The organism is Tabrizicola sp., assembly GCF_034366665.1.
Classification (GTDB): domain Bacteria; phylum Pseudomonadota; class Alphaproteobacteria; order Rhodobacterales; family Rhodobacteraceae; genus Tabrizicola.
Map to the genome: position 1 here is coordinate 14,486 of NZ_JAXMMF010000085.1, position 18,113 is coordinate 32,598.

At 66.4% G+C, this 18,113-nt stretch carries 20 protein-coding genes and 1 tRNA gene; 13 read left to right on the top strand and 8 right to left on the bottom strand.

The window, feature by feature from the left end; genetic code table 11:
- Nucleotides 1-115: 115 nt before the first annotated feature.
- The 3 genes from U1E69_RS11565 to U1E69_RS11575 all read right to left on the bottom strand — a co-directional run bounded on the left by U1E69_RS11565 (nt 116) and on the right by U1E69_RS11575 (nt 2,230).
- Nucleotides 116-742: a Hint domain-containing protein gene (locus U1E69_RS11565; RefSeq protein WP_322244530.1), complete on the bottom strand. Its 627-nt coding sequence runs from the start codon at nt 740-742 to the stop codon at nt 116-118.
- A 499-nt stretch (nt 743-1,241) separates the two neighbouring features.
- Nucleotides 1,242-1,325 (bottom strand) — tRNA-Leu (locus U1E69_RS11570).
- Nucleotides 1,326-1,369: 44 nt separating this feature from the next.
- Complete coding sequence (locus U1E69_RS11575; protein ID WP_322244531.1) at nt 1,370-2,230, bottom strand: neutral zinc metallopeptidase; 861 nt, start codon at nt 2,228-2,230, stop codon at nt 1,370-1,372.
- Between the two features lie 255 nt (nt 2,231-2,485).
- Here U1E69_RS11575 and U1E69_RS11580 point away from each other — a divergent pair, with 255 nt between their 5' ends.
- Nucleotides 2,486-2,947, top strand: a complete 462-nt coding sequence (locus U1E69_RS11580) for a disulfide bond formation protein B (protein WP_322244561.1) — start codon at nt 2,486-2,488, stop codon at nt 2,945-2,947.
- Nucleotides 2,948-2,979: 32 nt separating this feature from the next.
- Here U1E69_RS11580 and U1E69_RS11585 read toward each other — a convergent pair whose 3' ends face one another.
- On the bottom strand, nt 2,980-4,164 hold the full coding sequence (locus tag U1E69_RS11585) for a deoxyguanosinetriphosphate triphosphohydrolase (RefSeq protein WP_322244532.1): 1,185 nt from the start codon (nt 4,162-4,164) through the stop codon (nt 2,980-2,982).
- Nucleotides 4,165-4,244: 80 nt separating this feature from the next.
- Here U1E69_RS11585 and U1E69_RS11590 point away from each other — a divergent pair, with 80 nt between their 5' ends.
- The 4 genes from U1E69_RS11590 (at nt 4,245) to U1E69_RS11605 (ending at nt 6,557) form a co-directional block, all read left to right on the top strand.
- Entirely contained in the window at nt 4,245-4,571 is a 327-nt protein-coding gene (locus tag U1E69_RS11590; protein WP_322244562.1) for an iron-sulfur cluster assembly accessory protein, read from the top strand.
- A gap of 61 nt (nt 4,572-4,632) precedes the next feature.
- Nucleotides 4,633-5,349, top strand: a complete 717-nt coding sequence (locus U1E69_RS11595; RefSeq protein WP_322244533.1) for a hypothetical protein — start codon at nt 4,633-4,635, stop codon at nt 5,347-5,349.
- A gap of 46 nt (nt 5,350-5,395) precedes the next feature.
- A complete protein-coding gene (gene xth, locus U1E69_RS11600; RefSeq protein WP_322244534.1) occupies nt 5,396-6,175 on the top strand; it encodes an exodeoxyribonuclease III in 780 nt (259 codons plus the stop codon).
- Between the two features lie 79 nt (nt 6,176-6,254).
- The gene (locus U1E69_RS11605; RefSeq protein ID WP_322244535.1) at nt 6,255-6,557 is read left to right on the top strand and encodes a putative quinol monooxygenase; all 303 of its coding nucleotides are present in this window, start codon (nt 6,255-6,257) and stop codon (nt 6,555-6,557) included.
- Nucleotides 6,558-6,620: 63 nt separating this feature from the next.
- On the opposite strand, the gene U1E69_RS11610 is transcribed toward U1E69_RS11605, so the two are convergent.
- On the bottom strand, nt 6,621-7,808 hold the full coding sequence (locus U1E69_RS11610; RefSeq protein WP_322244536.1) for an FAD-dependent oxidoreductase: 1,188 nt from the start codon (nt 7,806-7,808) through the stop codon (nt 6,621-6,623).
- 90 nt (nt 7,809-7,898) lie between these two features.
- Nucleotides 7,899-8,321: an RNA polymerase-binding protein DksA gene (dksA, locus tag U1E69_RS11615; protein ID WP_322244563.1), complete on the bottom strand. Its 423-nt coding sequence runs from the start codon at nt 8,319-8,321 to the stop codon at nt 7,899-7,901.
- Between the two features lie 173 nt (nt 8,322-8,494).
- Between dksA and U1E69_RS11620 the strand changes: the two genes are divergently transcribed.
- The 7 genes from U1E69_RS11620 (at nt 8,495) to U1E69_RS11650 (ending at nt 14,015) form a co-directional block, all read left to right on the top strand.
- Nucleotides 8,495-9,334 carry a MoxR family ATPase gene (locus U1E69_RS11620; RefSeq protein WP_322244537.1) on the top strand — a complete coding sequence of 280 codons (840 nt, stop codon included), beginning with the start codon at nt 8,495-8,497 and terminating at the stop codon, nt 9,332-9,334.
- Nucleotides 9,335-9,570: 236 nt separating this feature from the next.
- Nucleotides 9,571-10,887 carry a DUF2927 domain-containing protein gene (locus tag U1E69_RS11625; protein WP_416200280.1) on the top strand — a complete coding sequence of 439 codons (1,317 nt, stop codon included), beginning with the start codon at nt 9,571-9,573 and terminating at the stop codon, nt 10,885-10,887.
- Between the two features lie 32 nt (nt 10,888-10,919).
- Nucleotides 10,920-11,090 carry a hypothetical protein gene (locus U1E69_RS11630; RefSeq protein WP_322244539.1) on the top strand — a complete coding sequence of 57 codons (171 nt, stop codon included), beginning with the start codon at nt 10,920-10,922 and terminating at the stop codon, nt 11,088-11,090.
- 86 nt (nt 11,091-11,176) lie between these two features.
- Entirely contained in the window at nt 11,177-12,358 is a 1,182-nt protein-coding gene (locus U1E69_RS11635) for a vWA domain-containing protein (protein WP_322244540.1), read from the top strand.
- Nucleotides 12,355-12,708, top strand: a complete 354-nt coding sequence (locus tag U1E69_RS11640) for a hypothetical protein (protein WP_322244541.1) — start codon at nt 12,355-12,357, stop codon at nt 12,706-12,708. Before U1E69_RS11635 ends, U1E69_RS11640 begins: the two co-directional genes overlap by 4 nt.
- On the top strand, nt 12,705-13,298 hold the full coding sequence (locus U1E69_RS11645; RefSeq protein ID WP_322244542.1) for a DedA family protein: 594 nt from the start codon (nt 12,705-12,707) through the stop codon (nt 13,296-13,298). Before U1E69_RS11640 ends, U1E69_RS11645 begins: the two co-directional genes overlap by 4 nt.
- Before the next feature lie 30 nt (nt 13,299-13,328).
- Nucleotides 13,329-14,015 (top strand): M48 family metallopeptidase, encoded by a 687-nt coding sequence (locus tag U1E69_RS11650; RefSeq protein ID WP_322244543.1) that lies wholly within the window; start codon nt 13,329-13,331, stop codon nt 14,013-14,015.
- Between the two features lie 56 nt (nt 14,016-14,071).
- On the opposite strand, the gene U1E69_RS11655 is transcribed toward U1E69_RS11650, so the two are convergent.
- Together U1E69_RS11655 and U1E69_RS11660 are read right to left on the bottom strand one after the other, a co-directional pair.
- Nucleotides 14,072-14,653 carry an RSP_2648 family PIN domain-containing protein gene (locus tag U1E69_RS11655; protein ID WP_322244544.1) on the bottom strand — a complete coding sequence of 194 codons (582 nt, stop codon included), beginning with the start codon at nt 14,651-14,653 and terminating at the stop codon, nt 14,072-14,074.
- Nucleotide 14,654: 1 nt separating this feature from the next.
- Nucleotides 14,655-15,872, bottom strand: coding sequence for an RSP_2647 family RNA methyltransferase (locus U1E69_RS11660; protein ID WP_322244545.1), 1,218 nt, complete (start codon nt 15,870-15,872; stop codon nt 14,655-14,657).
- A gap of 270 nt (nt 15,873-16,142) precedes the next feature.
- Here U1E69_RS11660 and edd point away from each other — a divergent pair, with 270 nt between their 5' ends.
- Nucleotides 16,143-17,948: a phosphogluconate dehydratase gene (edd, locus tag U1E69_RS11665; protein ID WP_322244546.1), complete on the top strand. Its 1,806-nt coding sequence runs from the start codon at nt 16,143-16,145 to the stop codon at nt 17,946-17,948.
- Nucleotides 17,949-18,113 lie beyond the last annotated feature (165 nt).

Genomic DNA, 18,113 nt, shown 5'->3' on the forward strand with positions numbered 1-18,113 from the left:
AGCTTTGCGCCATTCTGATGACGTCTCTACCAATTGCGCGCCAAGTTACTCTGTATCCCGCGCCGCCTGCAACGGCGTTACCCGGACAATCGCAGGTGGCTAGCGACGTTATGCCTCAGGCGACAGCGACGGCGGGATGCGGGCCGTCGGCGAAGAAGCGGCTTTGCCCATAGGCGGCGCGGCCCGCTTCGGTTTTCAGTTCGGGGAAGATCTCGAAGATCTCCAGCCGCTGCGCGTTGCCGATACCCTTCAGCGAGGTGTCCTCGGGATGGAAGGTTTCGGTCCAGACCCCGTTGCTTAGAACCACCTCGTGCCGGTCGCACATGAAGTGGATGTAGGTCGTCCCGCTGGACTGCACCGTATGCACACCTTGCGCGGCCAGGTGCTTTGCGGCGACCAGGACTTCACGCTCGGCAAAGCGGACCGAGGTGCGGTTGTTGGCCACCAGGATACGGTGGTTGGGCGAGACCATCATGTCCCGCTCGGGTAGCCCCTTGCCAAGCGAGCCCTGCTGGATGAACACCGGCAGAAGATGCGGATCGGCCTGGAAGTCATGCAGGAACATCTGGGTCTTTCCCACCCAACGCACCGGCTGGATGCCGTTGTCCCGGGTCACGACCCGGTCACCGGCAGAGAGGAATTCGACCGGCAGTTCGCCGCGCTGCGTGGTGATCAGCGTGCCCGGAGTGAAACAGGGCGTGCACCGCTGGGGCTTGGGGGAATGGGTGGTGTCAAATGTCATTTCTGCATACTCGTCCAGGCGTCATTGTCCTGCTGCTTCAACCTGTCGCCCGGCGCGCCAAGAACCGGGGTCCTGCTTCTGGATAGTCCTGCCAGCCGGGGCATGGGAAGGGAAAAGTTCTTTGCAAAACAAGGACAACACCGGCTGAATTCAGCCGAGACGTGTGTCCGTCGCGGCAGCGATGTCGCCCTGCCTTGCGCCGCCTCGCCGAAACGACGAACCCACCCGAACGAACAGTCCGGCTAACTGGTCGTGACAGAAGTTCTTTCAATCTTGCCGTGTATTTTAATCAATCGCTCAACCCGATTTCAACGACACCCGGAACGGGTACTGTCACGCCTTGGTGAGGCGAAGGTTTGCAGCGCGTTCGGTGTCGCAGCGCGGGGTAGAGTGTTTCCCAAGACCGGGCAAACGGCGCCGGAAACAGGGACTGACCCTGAACCGCGAAGGATGTCCCGTCGCGCCGCCTGCACCCGCCGAATCGCTTTCAGGAGGAAAGTGGTGCCCGAGGCGAGACTCGAACTCGCAAGCCTTGCGGCGGAGGATTTTGAATCCCCTGCGTCTACCATTCCACCACTCGGGCCACCGAAGGCTGATCTACTGCCTTGGAACCGCGCCGTCAACGCGTCACAGATCGTCCGTGCCGAAGGTGTCGCAGTCGGACAGGCGACCGGACTGCAGGCCGATCATGAACCAGCGCGACCGCTGTTCCGAGGTGCCATGCGTGAACGTATGCGGCATCGGGCGCTGCCCGGCGTTGCGCTGCAAGGTGTCGTCGCCGATCTGGCGGGCGGCGTTCACTGCCTCTTCCAGGTCGCCGCGTTCGACCGTGCCCAGGTTTTGCGCCGCCTCACGCGCCCAGATGCCCGACAGGCAGTCGGCCTGCAGCTCGATCCGGACCGAGATCGCGTTCGATTCCTCCTGGCTGACCTGCTGGCGGATGCGGGTCGATTCCTCAAGAATGCCAAGCTCGTTCTGGATGTGGTGGCCGATCTCGTGGGCGACCACGTAGGCGGCGGCAAAGTCGCCCGAGGCGCCAAGCCGCTGGTGCATCGTCGTGAAGAAGGCGGTGTCGAGATAGACCTTGCGGTCCATCGGGCAGTAGAACGGCCCCGTCGCCTCGGACGCGCCGCCGCAGGCGGATCGGGTGGCCTCCTTGAACAGGACCAGGGTCGCGGGGCGGTAGGTCTCGCCCAGCTGGTCGCGGAAGACGCGGGTCCAGATTTCCTCGGTGTCGGCCAGGACGACCGAGACGAATTCACCCTCTGCGCGGTCCTCGGCGGTCAGCTCGACCGGGGTAGAAGAGGTGGTGCCGCCGGTCCCGCCCGGACCCAGAAGCTGGCTGGGGTCCACCCCAAGGAACATGGCGATCAGGAAGATGACGACGGCCCCAGCCCCGCCGATGCCGCCGACCCGGGCTGCCCCGCCGCCGCCCGTCCGGCGCCGGTCTTCGATGTTGCTGCTGCCCCTGCGCCCGCGCCACTGCATGCCGTCACCCTTTCCTGTGGGCGGGTGTCCACGGTGGACACTGCGCCCTTCCCCTGCAAATCCAATGCCTTGGCCGTGGGCATTCACGAATCCTGAACCCGCGGCCACCCCGGTTGCCGGAAATCCTATCCGCCCCGGGGCCACATCGGAAGCCGGAATGAGAACCCTTGCCCCGCGACTTCGGTTCCTCTTTCCCTTGCCGGTCCCCCGGCCTATGGTCGCGCCGCGCAGTTTAGTCCGAGAGAAGCCATGTCCTTGTCCAGCCGCACCCTTATCCTGGCCGCAACTCTGGGCTCGGCGGGCCTTCTGGCCGGAGCCTTCGCCTTCCAGTACATCGGCGGCCTTGCGCCCTGCCAGCTGTGCCTCTGGCAGCGCTGGCCACATGCCGCGGCAGTGCTGATTGGCCTGGTGGCGCTGCTGACGGGCTGGCGCGGTCTGGCCTGGCTGGGCGCGCTGGCCGCCCTTGCGACTGCCGGGATCGGGATCTTCCATGTCGGTGTCGAGCAGCTGTGGTGGGAAGGTCTGGCCTCGTGCACGGCGGGGTCGATCGAGGGGATCTCGGCGGCCGACCTTCTGGACCCGTCAAAGGATGTCGCGGCCGTCGTGCGCTGCGACGAGATTGCCTGGCAACTGCTTGGCATCTCGATGGCCGGGTGGAACGCGATCCTCTCGGTGATCTTCGCCGGGATCTGGGTCAAGGCGGCGCGGACGGTCTGAGACACGTCCCCCGGACAGCGCGCCACCCCGGATCAGGTCCTGCTCGGTAAGGCCGAGCTGAAAAGCCGGGCGTGTTCCTGAATGGCGAAGCGATCGGTCATCCCCGCCACGTAATCGGCGACCACACGGGCAAGCTGGGTCTCGTCCGTCGCGGACCGCACGTCGCCCTGCCATTCCGGGGGCAAGAGGTCGGGCTGTCGCAAAAACAGCGGGAAAAGGTCATCCACCATCCGCGTCACCTCGGCCCGGACCGCCATCACCGAAGGCGCGCGATACATGCGGTGGAACAGGAAACTGCGGACCGCTTTCAGCTCCTGATAAAGCGGCTTCGAGAAGCGGATCACGGTCGTGCCCATCTGGCGGATGTCGTCGACGGACTTCGGCTGAGCCGAGGTCAGGCGGTTCTGGGCGACGGCGATCACATCTTCGACCATGCGGCCAAAGACGCGGCGCAGGGCCTCGTGCCGGCGGCGCATCTTGTCCAGACCGGGATAGGTACGGTCCACCTCTTCGAAAGCCGGGCCGGTGACCGGAAGTTCCATCAGGTCGTCTTCGCTGAACAGGCCCGAGCGCAGCCCGTCGTGCAGGTCGTGGTGCGAATAGGCCACGTCGTCGGCAATGGCCGCGACCTGCGCCTCGGCGCTGGCATGAGTGTCAAGCCCAAGGTCCCACTGGGCGTTGACCTCGGCCAGGGCGTAGGGAAGCGGTCCGTCGTGTTTGGCATCGGCGTTCGGACCAGTGACCGGCCCGTTATGTTTCGCAATGCCTTCAAGGGTTTCCCAGGTAAGGTTCAACCCGTCGAAATCGGCGTAGTGGCGCTCCAGGCGCGTCACGATCCGCAGCGCCTGCGCGTTGTGGTCAAAGCCGCCATAGGGGGCCATCAGCCGCTCCATCGCGTCCTCGCCGGTGTGGCCGAAGGGGGTGTGTCCAAGATCGTGGGCCAGGGCCACGGCCTCGGCAAGGTCGGTGTTCAGGCCAAGCACCCCGGCGATGGTGCGGGCGACCTGCGCCACCTCGATCGTGTGGGTCAGGCGGGTGCGATAGTAGTCGCCCTCATGTTCCACGAAGACTTGCGTCTTGTGCTTCAGCCTGCGGAAAGCGCTGGAATGAATGATCCGGTCTCGGTCACGCTGAAAGGGCGAACGGAACGACGACAGGCGTTCCGGCCAAAGCCTGCCGCGGCTGGCATCGGGTTGGCAGGCAAAGGGGGCGAGCATGCGGGGCTTGTCCTTGTGAGGCGCGGTCAGAGTCCATATATTTGTCAGGCACGCCGAAGGATACGGGAACAGTCATGGAACTGACGCTGCCGCCGAAAGTCACCGACCGGGCCTTTGCACGGCTGGCCGAAATCGCAGAAGCCACGGGCGAGGTGAAGCCGCTGCGCGTTGCCGTGGATGGTGGGGGCTGTTCGGGCTTTCAGTATTCGATCACGCTGGACGCCCCTGCCGCCGATGATCTGGTGCTGGAAAAGGACGGCCAGCGTGTGCTGGTCGACCAGGTCAGCCTGCCTTTCCTGTCCAACGCGGTGATCGACTTCACCGACGAGCTGATCGGGGCCCGCTTCGTGGTGGAAAACCCGAACGCCAAGACCAGTTGCGGCTGCGGCACCAGTTTTTCGCTGTGACCCCTCGCCGCGCTGCAAGGGCGGGCTAGCTTTTGCAGCGTTGGTCGATTGAGGGACAGTCATGCGTATCCTGATGCTGGGCTCGGCGCCGATGGCGGCGTCGGCGGCGACTTGGCCGCGAGAACCATTCGATCTTGTGCTGGCGATCAACAACGCCTGGCGGATCAGGCCCGACTGGGACGTGGCGATCCATCCCTATGATTTCCCGCAGGACCGCCAGGCGGTGGCAGGGGTTGGCCAGCGCGTCGTGACCGAGGAGGAGTTTGTTCCGGCGCAAAATGACTACGGTGGGTTTGTATACGCTGGCGCAACAATGGCCTTCACGGCTGCCTATTGGGCGCTGCATGCGTTGAAGCCAAGCGTCATCGCGGTCTATGGCTGTGACATGCACTACCCGAAATCCGGCCCGACGCATTTCTACGGGACCGGGACTCCCGATCCCCTGCGCCAGGACGTCACTCTGCGCTGTCTTGAGGCAAAGGCGGCCCGGCTGATGCTTCTTGCCGCTCGGCAGGATTGCGCGATGCTGAATCTGTCCAGTGGCCCGTCGCGGCTGGTCTTCCCAAGGGCTCGGCAAAGCGATGTGGCGGGGGCGGTGCCTTTTGCGGGGAACGGGGCGGCGGTAAAGGCGGCACTGCGGTTCGAGGCCGAACTGGGCTATGTCGTGCCCTCGGGCCGCTACTGGGAAGAGCCGGGACGGTTCGACGTGGCCGCGCTGGACCGGCTGGATGCGATGTGGCTTGCGGCCGCGGCGCTGCCCTTGCGCCAGACAGCTTGAGCCTTGCGGTCGGTCGGCCTAGGGTTCCAGAGTGGAGGACCTGGGCATGAAACTGGCGACGTTCAACATCAACGGGATCAAGGCGCGGATCGAGGCGCTGAAGGCGTGGCTTGAACAGTCCGCGCCGGACGTGGTCTGCCTGCAAGAGATCAAGTCGGTGGACGAAGGCTTTCCCCGCGCCGAGATCGAAGCGATGGGCTACCGGGTCGAAACGCACGGGCAGAAGGGGTTCAACGGGGTCGCGATCCTGTCGAAGCTGCCTCTGTCCGACGTCCGCCGGGGGTTGCCGGGGGACGACAGCGACGAACAGGCGCGGTGGATCGAGGCGGTCGTGGATGCGGGGCGGCCGGTTCGTGTCTGCGGGCTTTACCTGCCGAACGGCAATCCGGCCCCGGGTCCGAAGTACGACTACAAGCTGGCCTGGATGGCGCGGATGGAAGCGCGGGTTCGCGCGCTGCTGGCGTCCGAAGCGCCGTTCATCTGTCTGGGGGACTACAACGTGATCCCGCAGCCGGTGGATGCGGCAAGGCCGGAGGTCTGGGTCAATGACGCCCTGTTCCTGCCGGAAAGCCGGGCCGCGTTCCGGCGTCTGGCAAACCTGGGGCTGACGGATGCGGTGCGGGTGCGTGACCCCTCACCCGGGGTCTACACGTTCTGGGACTATCAGGCCGGGGCGTGGGAGCGGAACAACGGAATCCGGATCGACCATGTGATGTGCAGCCCCCAGGCGGCGGACCGGCTGGAGGCGGTGGGGATCGACAAGGCGGTCAGGGGCGGGGACAAGCCCAGCGACCACGTGCCGGTCTGGGTGAAGATCGCGGCCTGAGGTCTCTTCCTGTGCGGACCGGTCGGGGACATTTCATCGGCTGGGCTGCAGGTGTTCCCGAACTGGAAAGGTTTCCTGGATGACAAGCAGCGAATTGAAGACGGGTGAAGTGCGACTGTCGGGTCGGCTGATCTGCGCTTCGGACACCGAGGCCGAGACCGTTCGGCGCCACCTGCCAGAGCATGTCCGCCTGTCGCGCGCCGAGCCGGGGTGCCTGTCGTTCAGCGTTGAGCCGACCGAAGACCCGCTGATCTGGCAGGTCGAGGAAAGCTATGTCGACCGGGACGCGTTTCGGCACCACCAGGATCGGCTGCGCGCCGCGACATGGGGCAGCGTCACGGTCGGGATCGGGCGGGAGTATCAGGTCTTCGGACTGGACTGACCCGCGCAACGCCAACCCAGGGCAAATGAAATCCTCAAGGCAGGATTGCGCCAAATTTCCTCGTCAGGAGACTTGGGTGACATCGTGACCGTAAAGCCATTCGAAGCGGCTGAGCATTCTACCAGGGGAAACGCGCCCCAGCACTCTTAGTCCGGCATGGCCCAGCATCCGCGGCAGGCCCGACAGGTGATAAGCCCGGGCATTGGCCGTAGCCGCGGCGACGATCCGGCTGGTGCGGGGTATTCTCAGCGACTGGTAGGCGGCAAATGCAGCGGCGGCGGTGTCGTGGGTGGCAAGCGCCTGGGCAAGGAGCCAGGCGTCCTCCAGTCCCATCGACGCGCCCTGCGCAAGGAAGGGCAGCGTCGGGTGGGCGGCATCCCCCAGAAGGGCGACGCCACCCTGCCCCATCGGTTTTACCCAGGTCTGCGCCACCGTGTGGCGGAACAGACCCCAAAGCCAGGGGTCCTCGACCCGGTCAAGCCAGGTGCGGACGCGGGGGGAAAAGCCTTCGAACGCCAGCCGCAGGTCCATGCTGTCGTCGCGCAGGGTCCAGCTTTCCTCGGCCCATTTCGCGCGCTCTTCGACGGCGACGATGTTTCGAAGGGTGCCGCCGCGCAAGGGATAGCTGACCAGGTGGCGGCCGGGGCCCATGTGGACCTCGGCGACGGGGGCCGCGCCGGGTTCGCAGGGGATCACCGCGCGCCAGGCGACCTGGTGGGTAAAGAAGGGCTGCTCCGCCCCGTTCAGCGCCGTGCGGGTCCTGGAGTGCAAGCCATCGGCACCGACCAGCAGCGGGGTCTCGATCCGCTCGCCTGACTCCAGGGTCACGGCCGGATGCGGGCCGGAAAGATCGACCGCCGCCACACGCGACAGCAGGCGAAGGGTGACGCCCGCCTCGGTCGCGCCCTGCAACAGGATCTGGATCAGGTCGGCCCGGTGCAGGAAGTGGTAGCCTTGGTCGGGACGCAAACGGACAAGGTCCAGGCGGGTGACCGGATCGCCGGTGGGGCCGTCGATCAGTTGCACCGCCTCGGCCCGCATCGAGGCCGCGTCCAGAGCCGCCTGCAGACCAAGCGCGCGCAGCACACAGGCCCCGTTGGGCGAGATCTGCAGGCCCGCGCCAACCTCGCGGATCGCATCGGCCTGTTCCAGGACGGTGACTTGCGCACCGCGCAGCGCCAAGGCGCGGGCGGCGGCGAGGCCCGCGACGCCTGCCCCGATGATGGTGACGGGTTGGCCGATCAATGACATCGTAAGGACCCCCGGAATCCTAGGACCCCTGACATGACAACGCCGGACCACCGGCCCGGCGTCAAGTGCGCATAGTGTCGCCGTCCGCCGTCAGTCGTCGCGGTGAACCTTTTCGCGGCGTTCGTGCTTTTCCTGGGCTTCCAGCGTCATCGTCGCGATGGGCCGCGCGTCAAGCCGCTTGAGGCTGATCGGCTCGCCCGTCACTTCGCAATAGCCGAATTCGCCGTTCTCGATCCGGCGCAGGGCCGCGTCGATCTTGGCGACCAGCTTGCGCTGGCGGTCGCGGGTGCGAAGTTCCAGAGCCCGGTCGGTTTCCTCGGACGCGCGGTCGGCGATGTCGGGAACATTGCGGGCGCTGTCCTGCAGGCTGTCGATGGTTTCTGCGGACTGGTCCAGCAGTTCCTGCTTCCACACCAACAGCTTGCGGCGGAAATATTCCAGCTGGCGGTCGTTCATGAACGGCTCGTCCTCGGCGGGACGATAGTCGTCGGGGAGGAAAACCTCGGCCTTCATCGAAACACTCTCCTTCGCGCCGGATGCCTCCGACAGGTGGGCTTCTGTCATCGACGCGCTCCTGTTGGGCGGGCATGTATCGCAAGCGATCCGGATTGTCACTAGCGGTTGCGACATTTTCTGGCCACAGGTAGGGTTTGTGAAACTGCGCCTGTCAGGATGTTGTAATCCCCATGAAATTCGCCACGACACCCACTTACGTCGCCTCGGACGATCTGGCGCTGGCCGTGAATGCGGCAGTCACCTTGCAGCGCCCCTTGCTGGTCAAGGGCGAACCCGGGACCGGCAAGACGGAACTCGCGCGGCAAGTGGCGGCGTCGCTTGGGCTGCCACTGATCGAATGGCATGTGAAGTCCACGACCAAGGCGCAGCAGGGGCTTTACGAATATGATGCGGTCAGCCGGTTGCGCGACAGCCAGCTGGGTGAGGCCCGTGTGCACGACGTGCGCAACTATATCCGCAAGGGCAAGCTCTGGCAGGCCTTCGAGGCCGAGGGCCGCGTGGTCCTTCTGATCGACGAGATCGACAAGGCTGACATCGAATTTCCGAACGACCTGCTGCAAGAGCTGGACCGGATGGAGTTCCACGTCTACGAGACCGGAGAGATGGTCCGGGCGCGGCACCGTCCGGTGGTGATAATCACCTCGAACAACGAAAAAGAGCTGCCGGATGCCTTCCTGCGGCGCTGCTTTTTCCACTACATCCGGTTTCCCGACGCAGACACCCTGGCGGCCATCGTGCGGGTGCATTTTCCCGACATCAAGGACCGCCTGCTGACAGCGGCGCTGACCCAGTTCTACGAGCTGCGCGAGGTGCCGGGGCTGAAGAAGAAACCTTCGACATCAGAAGTGCTGGACTGGCTGCGGCTGCTTCTGGCCGAGGACCTGGCACCCGAGGATCTGCGCCGGGACGCGAAGTCGGCGCTGCCGAAGTTGCACGGGGCGCTTTTGAAGAACGAACAGGATGTGCAGCTGTTCGAACGGCTCGCCTTCATGGCGCGCGGGCAGCGCTGAGGGCGCGTCGCGAATCGGCTCTTGGCAGGTTTGGGCCGCCGGACCCATTCCCGGCACGTCGCATTTGTAACATTCCGTGATGCGGCAGGACACATCCTGCGCCCGTCCCCACTTCAACCGCGAGGGGTAGTGGCCGGTAAAGTCGTGACTTTTCCCGAATTGACTCGATGGGGTCACCACCCGGACACTTGGCGCTGTCCCTGCTGCCCGGGGCCTGCTGCCTGACGGTACCCTTGATGCGCCTGCCCGCGATGATCGCCGCGCTTTGCGTGGTTTCAGCCTGTGCCCCCCCGGCGCAGGTGTCGAAGAACCGCCCTCTGGCCGAGGTGGGCGTGGGCTTCGGCACACCCGGTGCGCTGCGGCTGGCGGCGGCGCCGGTGGCGGGGGGCTCGGTCGTACGGGACTTCATGGACCTGACCTTCGCGATGGAAAGCGGGCGCGGGCTTGAGGTTTTCAGCCGGTTCGAGGGGCCGGTGACTGTCGCGATGACGGGCGATGTTCCGGCCAGCGCTCCGCGTGACCTGGGGGTGCTGATCGGGCGGCTGCAATCCGAGGCGGGGATCGACATCCGGCCCGCACAAGGTCCGGCGACGATCACGGTGGAATTCGCCTCGCGGGCCGACCTGCGCCGCCTGGCACCGACAGCCGCCTGCTTCGTGGTGCCGAACGTCGGTTCGCTGGCCGAGTATCGCCGCAAACGCGGGCAGGACGCGGTGGACTGGGCGCTGGTCACCCGGCGCGAGCGGGCGGCGATCTTCATCCCATCGGACACCAGCCCGCAGGAAATCCGCGACTGCCTGCATGAGGAACTGGCCCAGGCGCTGGGACCGCTGAATGACCTTTACCGACTGTCCGACAGCGTCTTCAACGACGACAATTTCCATTCGGTGCTGACCGGCTTCGACATGCAGATCCTGCGCCTGACCTATTCCCCCGCCCTCTCCAGCGGGATGAGCCGCGACGAGGTGGCCGCGCGTCTGGGGGCCGGACCGGGGGCTCGGGCGGGCAATCCGGCGGACTGGACGCGGGCGATCGAGACCTCGCTTGGCCGGACCGGGTCGGTCACGGCGCGGCGGGCGGCAGCGGAACGCGCGCTTGAGATCGCGCTTGCCTCGGGGTGGCGCGACAGCCGGTTGGGCTTCAGCTACTTCGCGGTCGGGCGCCTGATGGCTGGCAGCAATCCCGCCCAGGCGCTGGACGCCTTTGACCGGGCCAGGGGCGTCTTTGCCAGCCTGCCGGGTGGCGATCTGCAACTGGCCCATGTCGACATGCAGATGGCGGCAATGGCCCTGGCCAGCGGGCTTGCCGAAGAGGCCGTACGCCTGACCGACCGGGCGATCCCGGTGGTCGAGCGGCACCAGAACGCGGCACTGCTGGCGACGCTTCTTCTGATCAAGGCCGAGGCGCTGGAGGCTTTGGGCAACCCCCAGGCTGCGGCGGCGCTGCGCATGGACAGCGCAGGTCCCGCGCGCTATGGCTTCGGCCCTGACAAGGTGGTTCAGGCCCGGATGCGCGATATCGCGGCCGTGGCAGACCGCGCAGACAAGGGCTGAGGGGCGCAGGTGCGTCCCGGAAATGGGGCGGCATGTTCGTGATCGGCGGATTTCTGTTGGGGGCGCTTGCCGGGGGCTACCGTGCCCGGGCGCGGGGCGGCAAGACGGCGGACATGCTGCAATATGCCTTCGTCCACGGCCTGATCCTCGCCATCCTTGGCCTTTTCGTCACCATCGGCCTTGACCGGATGCTGCGGGCCTGATGCCGGGCGCAGTGGTCTTGCGACTTCCGGTTCGGAGCCATCGAAGGCTCCGGGCCGATCGTCGCAAAGAAGTCGGGGCCTAGACCATGTTCCTGCCATTCTTCCAGACGCTGCGGGAAGAAGGGGTACCGGTCTCCCTGCGGGAGTTCCTGAGCTTTCTGGAAGCGATGGCGGCGGGGCTGGTGATCTATGACCCGGAGGGTTTCTATCACCTCGCCCGACTGACTTTGGTCAAGGACGAACGCCATATCGACCGCTTTGACCGGGCCTTCGCGCGGGCCTTCTCGGGTCTGGAGAGCGTGACGGCGGACCAGGTGCTTGACGCCCTGGACCTGCCGCGCGACTGGCTGGAAAAGCTGGCCGAACGGCATTTGTCAGCCGAGGAGCGGGCGGCGATCCAGGCGATGGGCGGCTTTGACAAGCTGATGGAGACGCTGCGGCAGCGGCTGGAGGAACAGAAGGGTCGGCATCAGGGCGGGTCGAAATGGATTGGCACGGCAGGGACTTCGCCCTTCGGAGCCTACGGCTACAACCCGGAAGGGGTGCGGATTGGCCAGGACCAAAGCCGCCACCAGCGCGCCGTCAAGGTCTGGGACAAGCGCGAGTTCCGCAATCTGGACGGCGACGCCGAGATCGGCACCCGGACGATGAAGCTGGCCCTGCGCCGGCTACGTCGCTGGGCGCGCGAGGGCGCGGCCGAAGAGCTGGACCTGGATGGCACGATCCGTGTGACGGCGGCGCAGGGCTGGCTGGACGTGCAGACCCGGCCGGAACGGCGCAATGCGGTGAAGGTGCTGCTTTTCCTCGACATTGGCGGGTCGATGGACCCGCATGTCCGGGTGATGGAAGAGCTTTTCACTGCCGCCAAGGCCGAGTTCCGCCATCTGGAGGTCTTCTACTTCCACAACTGCATTTATGAGGGTCTGTGGCGCGACAATCGGCGGCGCTGGGACCTCCAGACCCCGACCTGGGACGTGATCCGTACCTATGGGTCCGACTGGCGGCTGATCGTGGTCGGCGACGCGGCGATGTCACCTTACGAGGTGACCCATCCCGGCGGGGCCAACGAACACTGGAACCCCGAGGCGGGCGAGGTCTGGCTGCGTCGGATCAGGGCGCAATGGCCGCATCATGTCTGGATCAACCCGGTCGAGGAACGCGCCTGGGGATATGCGCGATCCACCGCACTGATCCGCGAGATCATCGAGGATCGCATGGTGCCGATGACGCTGGACGGATTGGCGCGCGGCATACGGGAGCTGAGATGAAAAGACTTTTCACGGCCTGGCGGGCGCGGCCCTGGCTGACCTCGGCCTTCGTGCTGTCTTGCGCGGTCACGCTGTTCTTTGCCGGGCGTCTGATCTTCTTCACTGCCTACTGGGCCACCCACCGCGAAATGCCGGTCGAGCCCTGGATGACGGTGGGCTATGTCGCGCGGTCCTGGGGGCTGGACCCGCGCGCGCTGGACGCGGCGGCAGGCCTGCCAGAGCCGGAGGTGAAGGGCCGCCCGCAACCCCTGGCCGAGATCGCCCGGGATCGCGGCGTCCCGGTGGCACAGGTCATCGCCGACGTCGAAGCGGCCTTGCGGGACTTGCGGGCCGCTGAGGCCTCGGAATGACCGACTGGCTGCTGGCCCTGGTGCCGCAATACGGGCTTTGGCTGCTGGCGGCGACCACGTTCCTGTCCTGCCTGGCCCTGCCGTTCCCGGCCTCGATCCTGATGCTGACGGCGGGGGGCTTTGCGGCCGCGGGAGATATTGTGCTGTGGCAGGCCTTTCTGGCTGCAGCGACGGGGGCGGTGGCGGGGGATCAGCTGGGCTATTGGGCCGGGCGGGTTCTGGGGGTGTCGTTTCTGACCCGGCTGCGGCGTGATCCGGGACGCGACCGTCTTCTGGCGCGGGCGGATGGGCTGATGGACCGGCGCGGGGTGCTGGCGGTCTTCTTTTCGCGCTGGCTGGTCAGTCCGCTGGGACCTTGGGTGAACCTGCTGGCGGGCAGCACGGGCTATGGCTGGGTCCGTTTCACCGCAGCGGGCGTCGCGGGCGAGGCGGTCTGGGCCGGACTTTACGTCGGCACGGGGTACGGCTTTGCCGGGAATATCCAGGCGGCAAGCGACATGCTCGGCTCGGTCCTGGGGATGGTCGGGGGACTTGGGGCCGTGGTCGCGCTGGGATACTGGCTGTTCGGGGGCGCGCGGGATGGGGTTTGAACCGCACCGCGCCTGCCATATATCCGCAGCATGAGCGCAGTTGTTCTCTCTCTTCTGGTGGCGGTCGCCTATGCGATCGTGATGATGCAGGTCTCGGTCTGGCGCACACGCAAGATGCTGGACGAAAAGTCGGTGCCCCTTCGCGACCCGCAGTTGGCGCGGCTGGCTGACCGGATGGCCGCGGCGCTGGGGGTGCCGACAATCGAAGTGCGGGTCTTCGAGGTCGAGCCGGTGAACGGCCTCGCCTCGCCCGACGGCCGGATCTACCTGACACGCGGGTTTCTGGACCGGAGGGCGCAGGGCGAGGTCACGGATGAAGAGCTTGCCTCGGTCATCGCGCACGAGCTGGGCCATGTGGCAATGGGGCACATGCGGCGGCGGATGATCGACTTTACCGGGCAGAACGCGGTCTTCGTGATGCTGTCGGCGCTCTTGAACCGCTTTCTGCCGATCATCGGGATCTGGATCGCCAATCTGATCTCGACGGCCCTGATGGCGCGGCTATCGCGGCGTGATGAGTTCGAGGCGGATGCCTATGCGTCTGCGCTTCTGATCAAGGCGGGGATCGGGACGGGGCCGCAGAAGTCGCTGTTCCGCAAGTTGGGCGCGCTGACCCGGAACGCCGGTCAGGGAATACCGGCGTGGCTGATGAGCCACCCCAGGACCGAAGAGCGGATCGCGGCGATCGAAGCCAATGAGGCGCGCTGGGTCGGGTGAGGGCAAATTTCTTAAGCAAGAAATTTGACAAAATCCTTGCTTAAGGATTTTGGGTCCTAGACGCCCAACGCCTTTCCCAGGCGATAAAGCCGCGCGCGTTTCAGCAGCGGTTTCAACGCTTGTGGCTGTCCCGAGATTGCCTCGGCCTTCGCGCGCACAGCCTCGACGATCCGGGCCATGATGTCGGGGTGACGCGACTGCAGTTCCCACAGAAAACCGTCGGGATCGCGGCGGGTGATCTTTTCGGCGGCAAGGACGTGGCCAGGGAAATCCTGGGCGTTGAAGGTGACGATGGCATCGGCCCCGCTGGCGATGGCGCTGGCCAGGACGTGGCGGTCGTTGACGTCGGGAAGGATCAGGCGCGCCTCGATCTCGGGATGGTCGCGGACGAGGGCGCGGGGAAAGCTGGCGCGAAGCTGTGCCGCCTCACCTTCCGCGATGACTGGGGCGGCAGGGCCAAGCTTGGCTGTCGCCAGCACCCATTCCCGCAGGATGCGGTCCGAGAAGACCGGCTGGTAAAGCCCGGCCTCGGCAGCACCTTGCAGGATCTCGCGCAAGATGGTTGGGTAAAGCACGCAGGCATCGAGGACCGCCTTCGGCGCACCTGGGCCGGGCGTAGGGTGGGCAGTATTGCCCACCTTACCCGTCCAGCCGGAAGGCCAGCGCCTTGAGGTACGACGACTCCGCCAGTTGCGGCAGGACCGGGTGGTCGGGTCCGGCAAACCCGGTGTGGATGATCTGTCCCCGCCGCCCGCCGCGCCCGATGCCGCGCGCGCAGGCGTTGCGGAACGACTGCAGGTCCGCCGCATGGCTGCAGGAGCACAGGACCAGGTACCCCCCCGGCGCCACCAGCGGTGCCGCCAGCCGGGCGACGCGTTCGTAGGCGCGCAGACCCGCTTCCAGCGCGGGTTTGGCCGGCGCGAAGGCCGGAGGATCGCAGATCACCAGATCGAAGCGCGCGCCTTCGGTGCCAAGCGCCTCGAGCACCTCGAACGCGTCGCCCTGGCGGGTGGTCAAGCGGTCGCCCGTGCCCGAGGCCCCTGCCCCGGCTTTCGCCAGTTCCAGCGCCGCAGCCGAGGCGTCAACCGCCAGCGCGCTTTCCGCCCCACTGGCCAAAGCGGCAAGAGCAAAGCCGCCGACATGGCTGAACACGTCCAGCACCGTCGCCCCACGGGCAAGCCGGGCCGCAAAGCGATGGTTTTCGCGCTGGTCGAAGAAAAGGCCGGTTTTCTGACCGCCCAGAAGGTCGGCCATGTACGTCGCACCATTCATCGGCACCGGGATCGGACCCGCAGGCCCCGGCCCGTGGATCACCGCCATCTCCTCGGCCAGCCCTTCCAGCCCGCGCGACCGGCCCGAGCCGTTCTTGATGACCGTCGCAACCCCGGTCACCGCAATCAGGCCCGCAACCAGGTCGGAGAGGTGGCTCTCGGCCCAGGCGGCGTTGGGCTGGACCACGGCGACATCCCCGAAACGGTCGATCACCACGCCCGGCAAGCCGTCGGATTCGGCATGGACAAGGCGGTAGTACGGGTCCGCGTAAAGCCGCGAGCGGTGGGCCAGCGCGCGAGCAAGCCGGGTCTCGAACCATGCCTGGTCGATCACCGCATCCGGGTCGCGGTCCAGCATCCGGGCGATGATCTTCGATTTCACATTGACGGTCACGAGGCCCAGGGGCCGCCGCTCGCCATCCTCCAGCACCGCAAGCGCGCCGGGGTCCAGCCCTTGCGTCCTGCGGTCGGTCACCAGTTCGTCGGCATAGACCCAGGGAAACCCGTGCCGGATCGCCCGCGCCTCGGCCTTTGGCTTCAGCCGCACGACGGGATAAGCCCGGACCTGACCTTCATCTTCCGACATGGCTCTCCCTTTCGCGCGGACGCTGCTTTGCGCTCGCATAGCCGCTTTTGCGGCCACCCGGAAGGCATCGTTGGCCGAAGTGCATCCCATGCCGCTGTCCTGGCTTTTTGTGTGAAAGCAGCCATGCTGCGATCGGCACCCGGTCTTGCGGATGCAGGACCGCCCCCATGCCCTTTGGCAAGATTGTGAAGGGGTCACACCCGATTGCCGGTTGTTAGCGCTAACAGGTAATGGTATATCCCGCAGGACTGACCTCGGCAGGACCTGACCATGACACTGAATCCCAAGATTGCCCGCGTCACTGACCGCATCCGCGCCCGATCAGAAGCCAGCCGCGGTCTCTATCTGGAGCGGATGGCAAAGGCCGTGTCGAATGGCCCGGTGCGCGCGCACCTCAGCTGTGGCAACCAGGCCCATGCCTACGCCGCGATGGGTCAGGCCAAGGACGCCCTGGTTGCGGCCCGGGTGCCGAACCTGGGCATCGTGACGGCCTACAACGACATGCTGTCGGCGCACCAGCCGTTCGAGCGCTATCCCGACCTGATCCGGGCAGCGGCGGCGAAGGCAGGGGTGACTGTGCAGGTCGCGGGCGGGGTTCCGGCGATGTGCGACGGGGTCACCCAGGGCCAGCCGGGGATGGAGCTGTCGCTTTTTTCCCGCGACGTGATCGCCCTGGCGGCGGGCGTGGCGCTCAGCCACAACTGCTTTGACGCGACCTTGTATCTGGGCGTCTGCGACAAGATCGTCCCCGGCCTGATCATGGCGGCGGCGACCTTCGGGCATATCCCTGCGGTCTTCGTGCCTGCGGGCCCGATGACATCCGGCATCGCCAATGACGAAAAGTCGCGGGTCCGGAACGCCTATGCCGAGGGCAAGGCAACCCGCGAAGAGCTGATGGCCGCCGAAATGGCCAGCTACCACGGGCCGGGGACCTGCACCTTCTACGGCACGGCGAACACAAACCAGATGCTGATGGAGGTGATGGGTCTTCACCTGCCGGGCGCCAGCTTCGTGAATCCGGGCACCCCATTGCGCGATGCGCTGACCACCGCTGCGGTCGAGCGCGCGGCGGCGATCACGGCCTTGGGCAATGATTTCCGCCCGGCGGGCGAGATCCTGGACGAGCGGGCCTATGTCAACGGCATCGTCGGGCTGATGGCAACGGGGGGATCGACGAACCTGGTGCTGCATCTGCCGGCAATGGCGCGGGCCTCGGGCGTGATCCTGGACCTGCAGGATTTCGCGGACCTGTCCGAAGCGGTGCCGCTGATGGCGAAGGTCTATCCGAACGGCTTGGCGGATGTGAACCATTTCCACGCGGCGGGCGGCCTGCAGTTCCTGATCGGCGAGCTTCTGGACGCGGGCCTTTTGCACCCAGACGCAAAGACCATCGCGGGCGACGGCCTGGCAGCCTACCGGCAAGAGCCGGTGCTGGACGCAGGCCGCCTGGCCTGGCGCGACGGGCCGAAGACCAGCCTCAATGAAAAGGTGGTGCGCCCGGCGCAAGACCCATTCGCGCCGCAGGGTGGATTGAAGCAGCTGACCGGCAACCTCGGGCGCGGGGTGATCAAGGTTTCGGCCGTAGCCCCCGATCGGCAGGTGATCGAGGCCCCCGCGCGGGTGTTCCACAGCCAGGACGCGGTGAAGGCCGCGTTCAAGGCGGGCGAATTCACTGGTGACACGGTTGTGGTTGTCCGGTTCCAGGGCCCGCAGGCCAACGGCATGCCGGAACTGCACTCGCTGACGCCGACGCTTTCGGTCCTGCAAGACCGCGGGCTGCGCGTGGCCCTGGTGACGGATGGTCGCATGTCGGGGGCATCGGGCAAGGTGCCCGCAGCAATCCATGTCGCCCCCGAGGCCGCCGCGGGCGGCCCGCTGGCGCGCGTGCGGGATGGCGACATCCTCCGGCTGGACGCGGTTGTGGGGACGCTGTCGGTGCTGGCCGAGGATTTCGAGCAGCGCCTCGCCGTGACGGCAGACCTTACAGCGAACGAATTCGGCATCGGCCGCGAGCTTTTCGCTGCTTTCCGCCGCCATGCCGGCTCTGCCGATACCGGTGGCGCCCTCGTCCTTTGACCGGCGCGCCCGGTCGCACTGTCGCTGCCTCCGGCGGGGATATTTTAACCAGTATGAAAGGATTTGGCGCATAGGCTGACAGGGCGGTACAGGCGGGGACGCCGATGACCGTCCAGTGTGAAAGGCCCCCTGCCTCCCCCCGATATCGGGCCCGAGGTGGGGGGT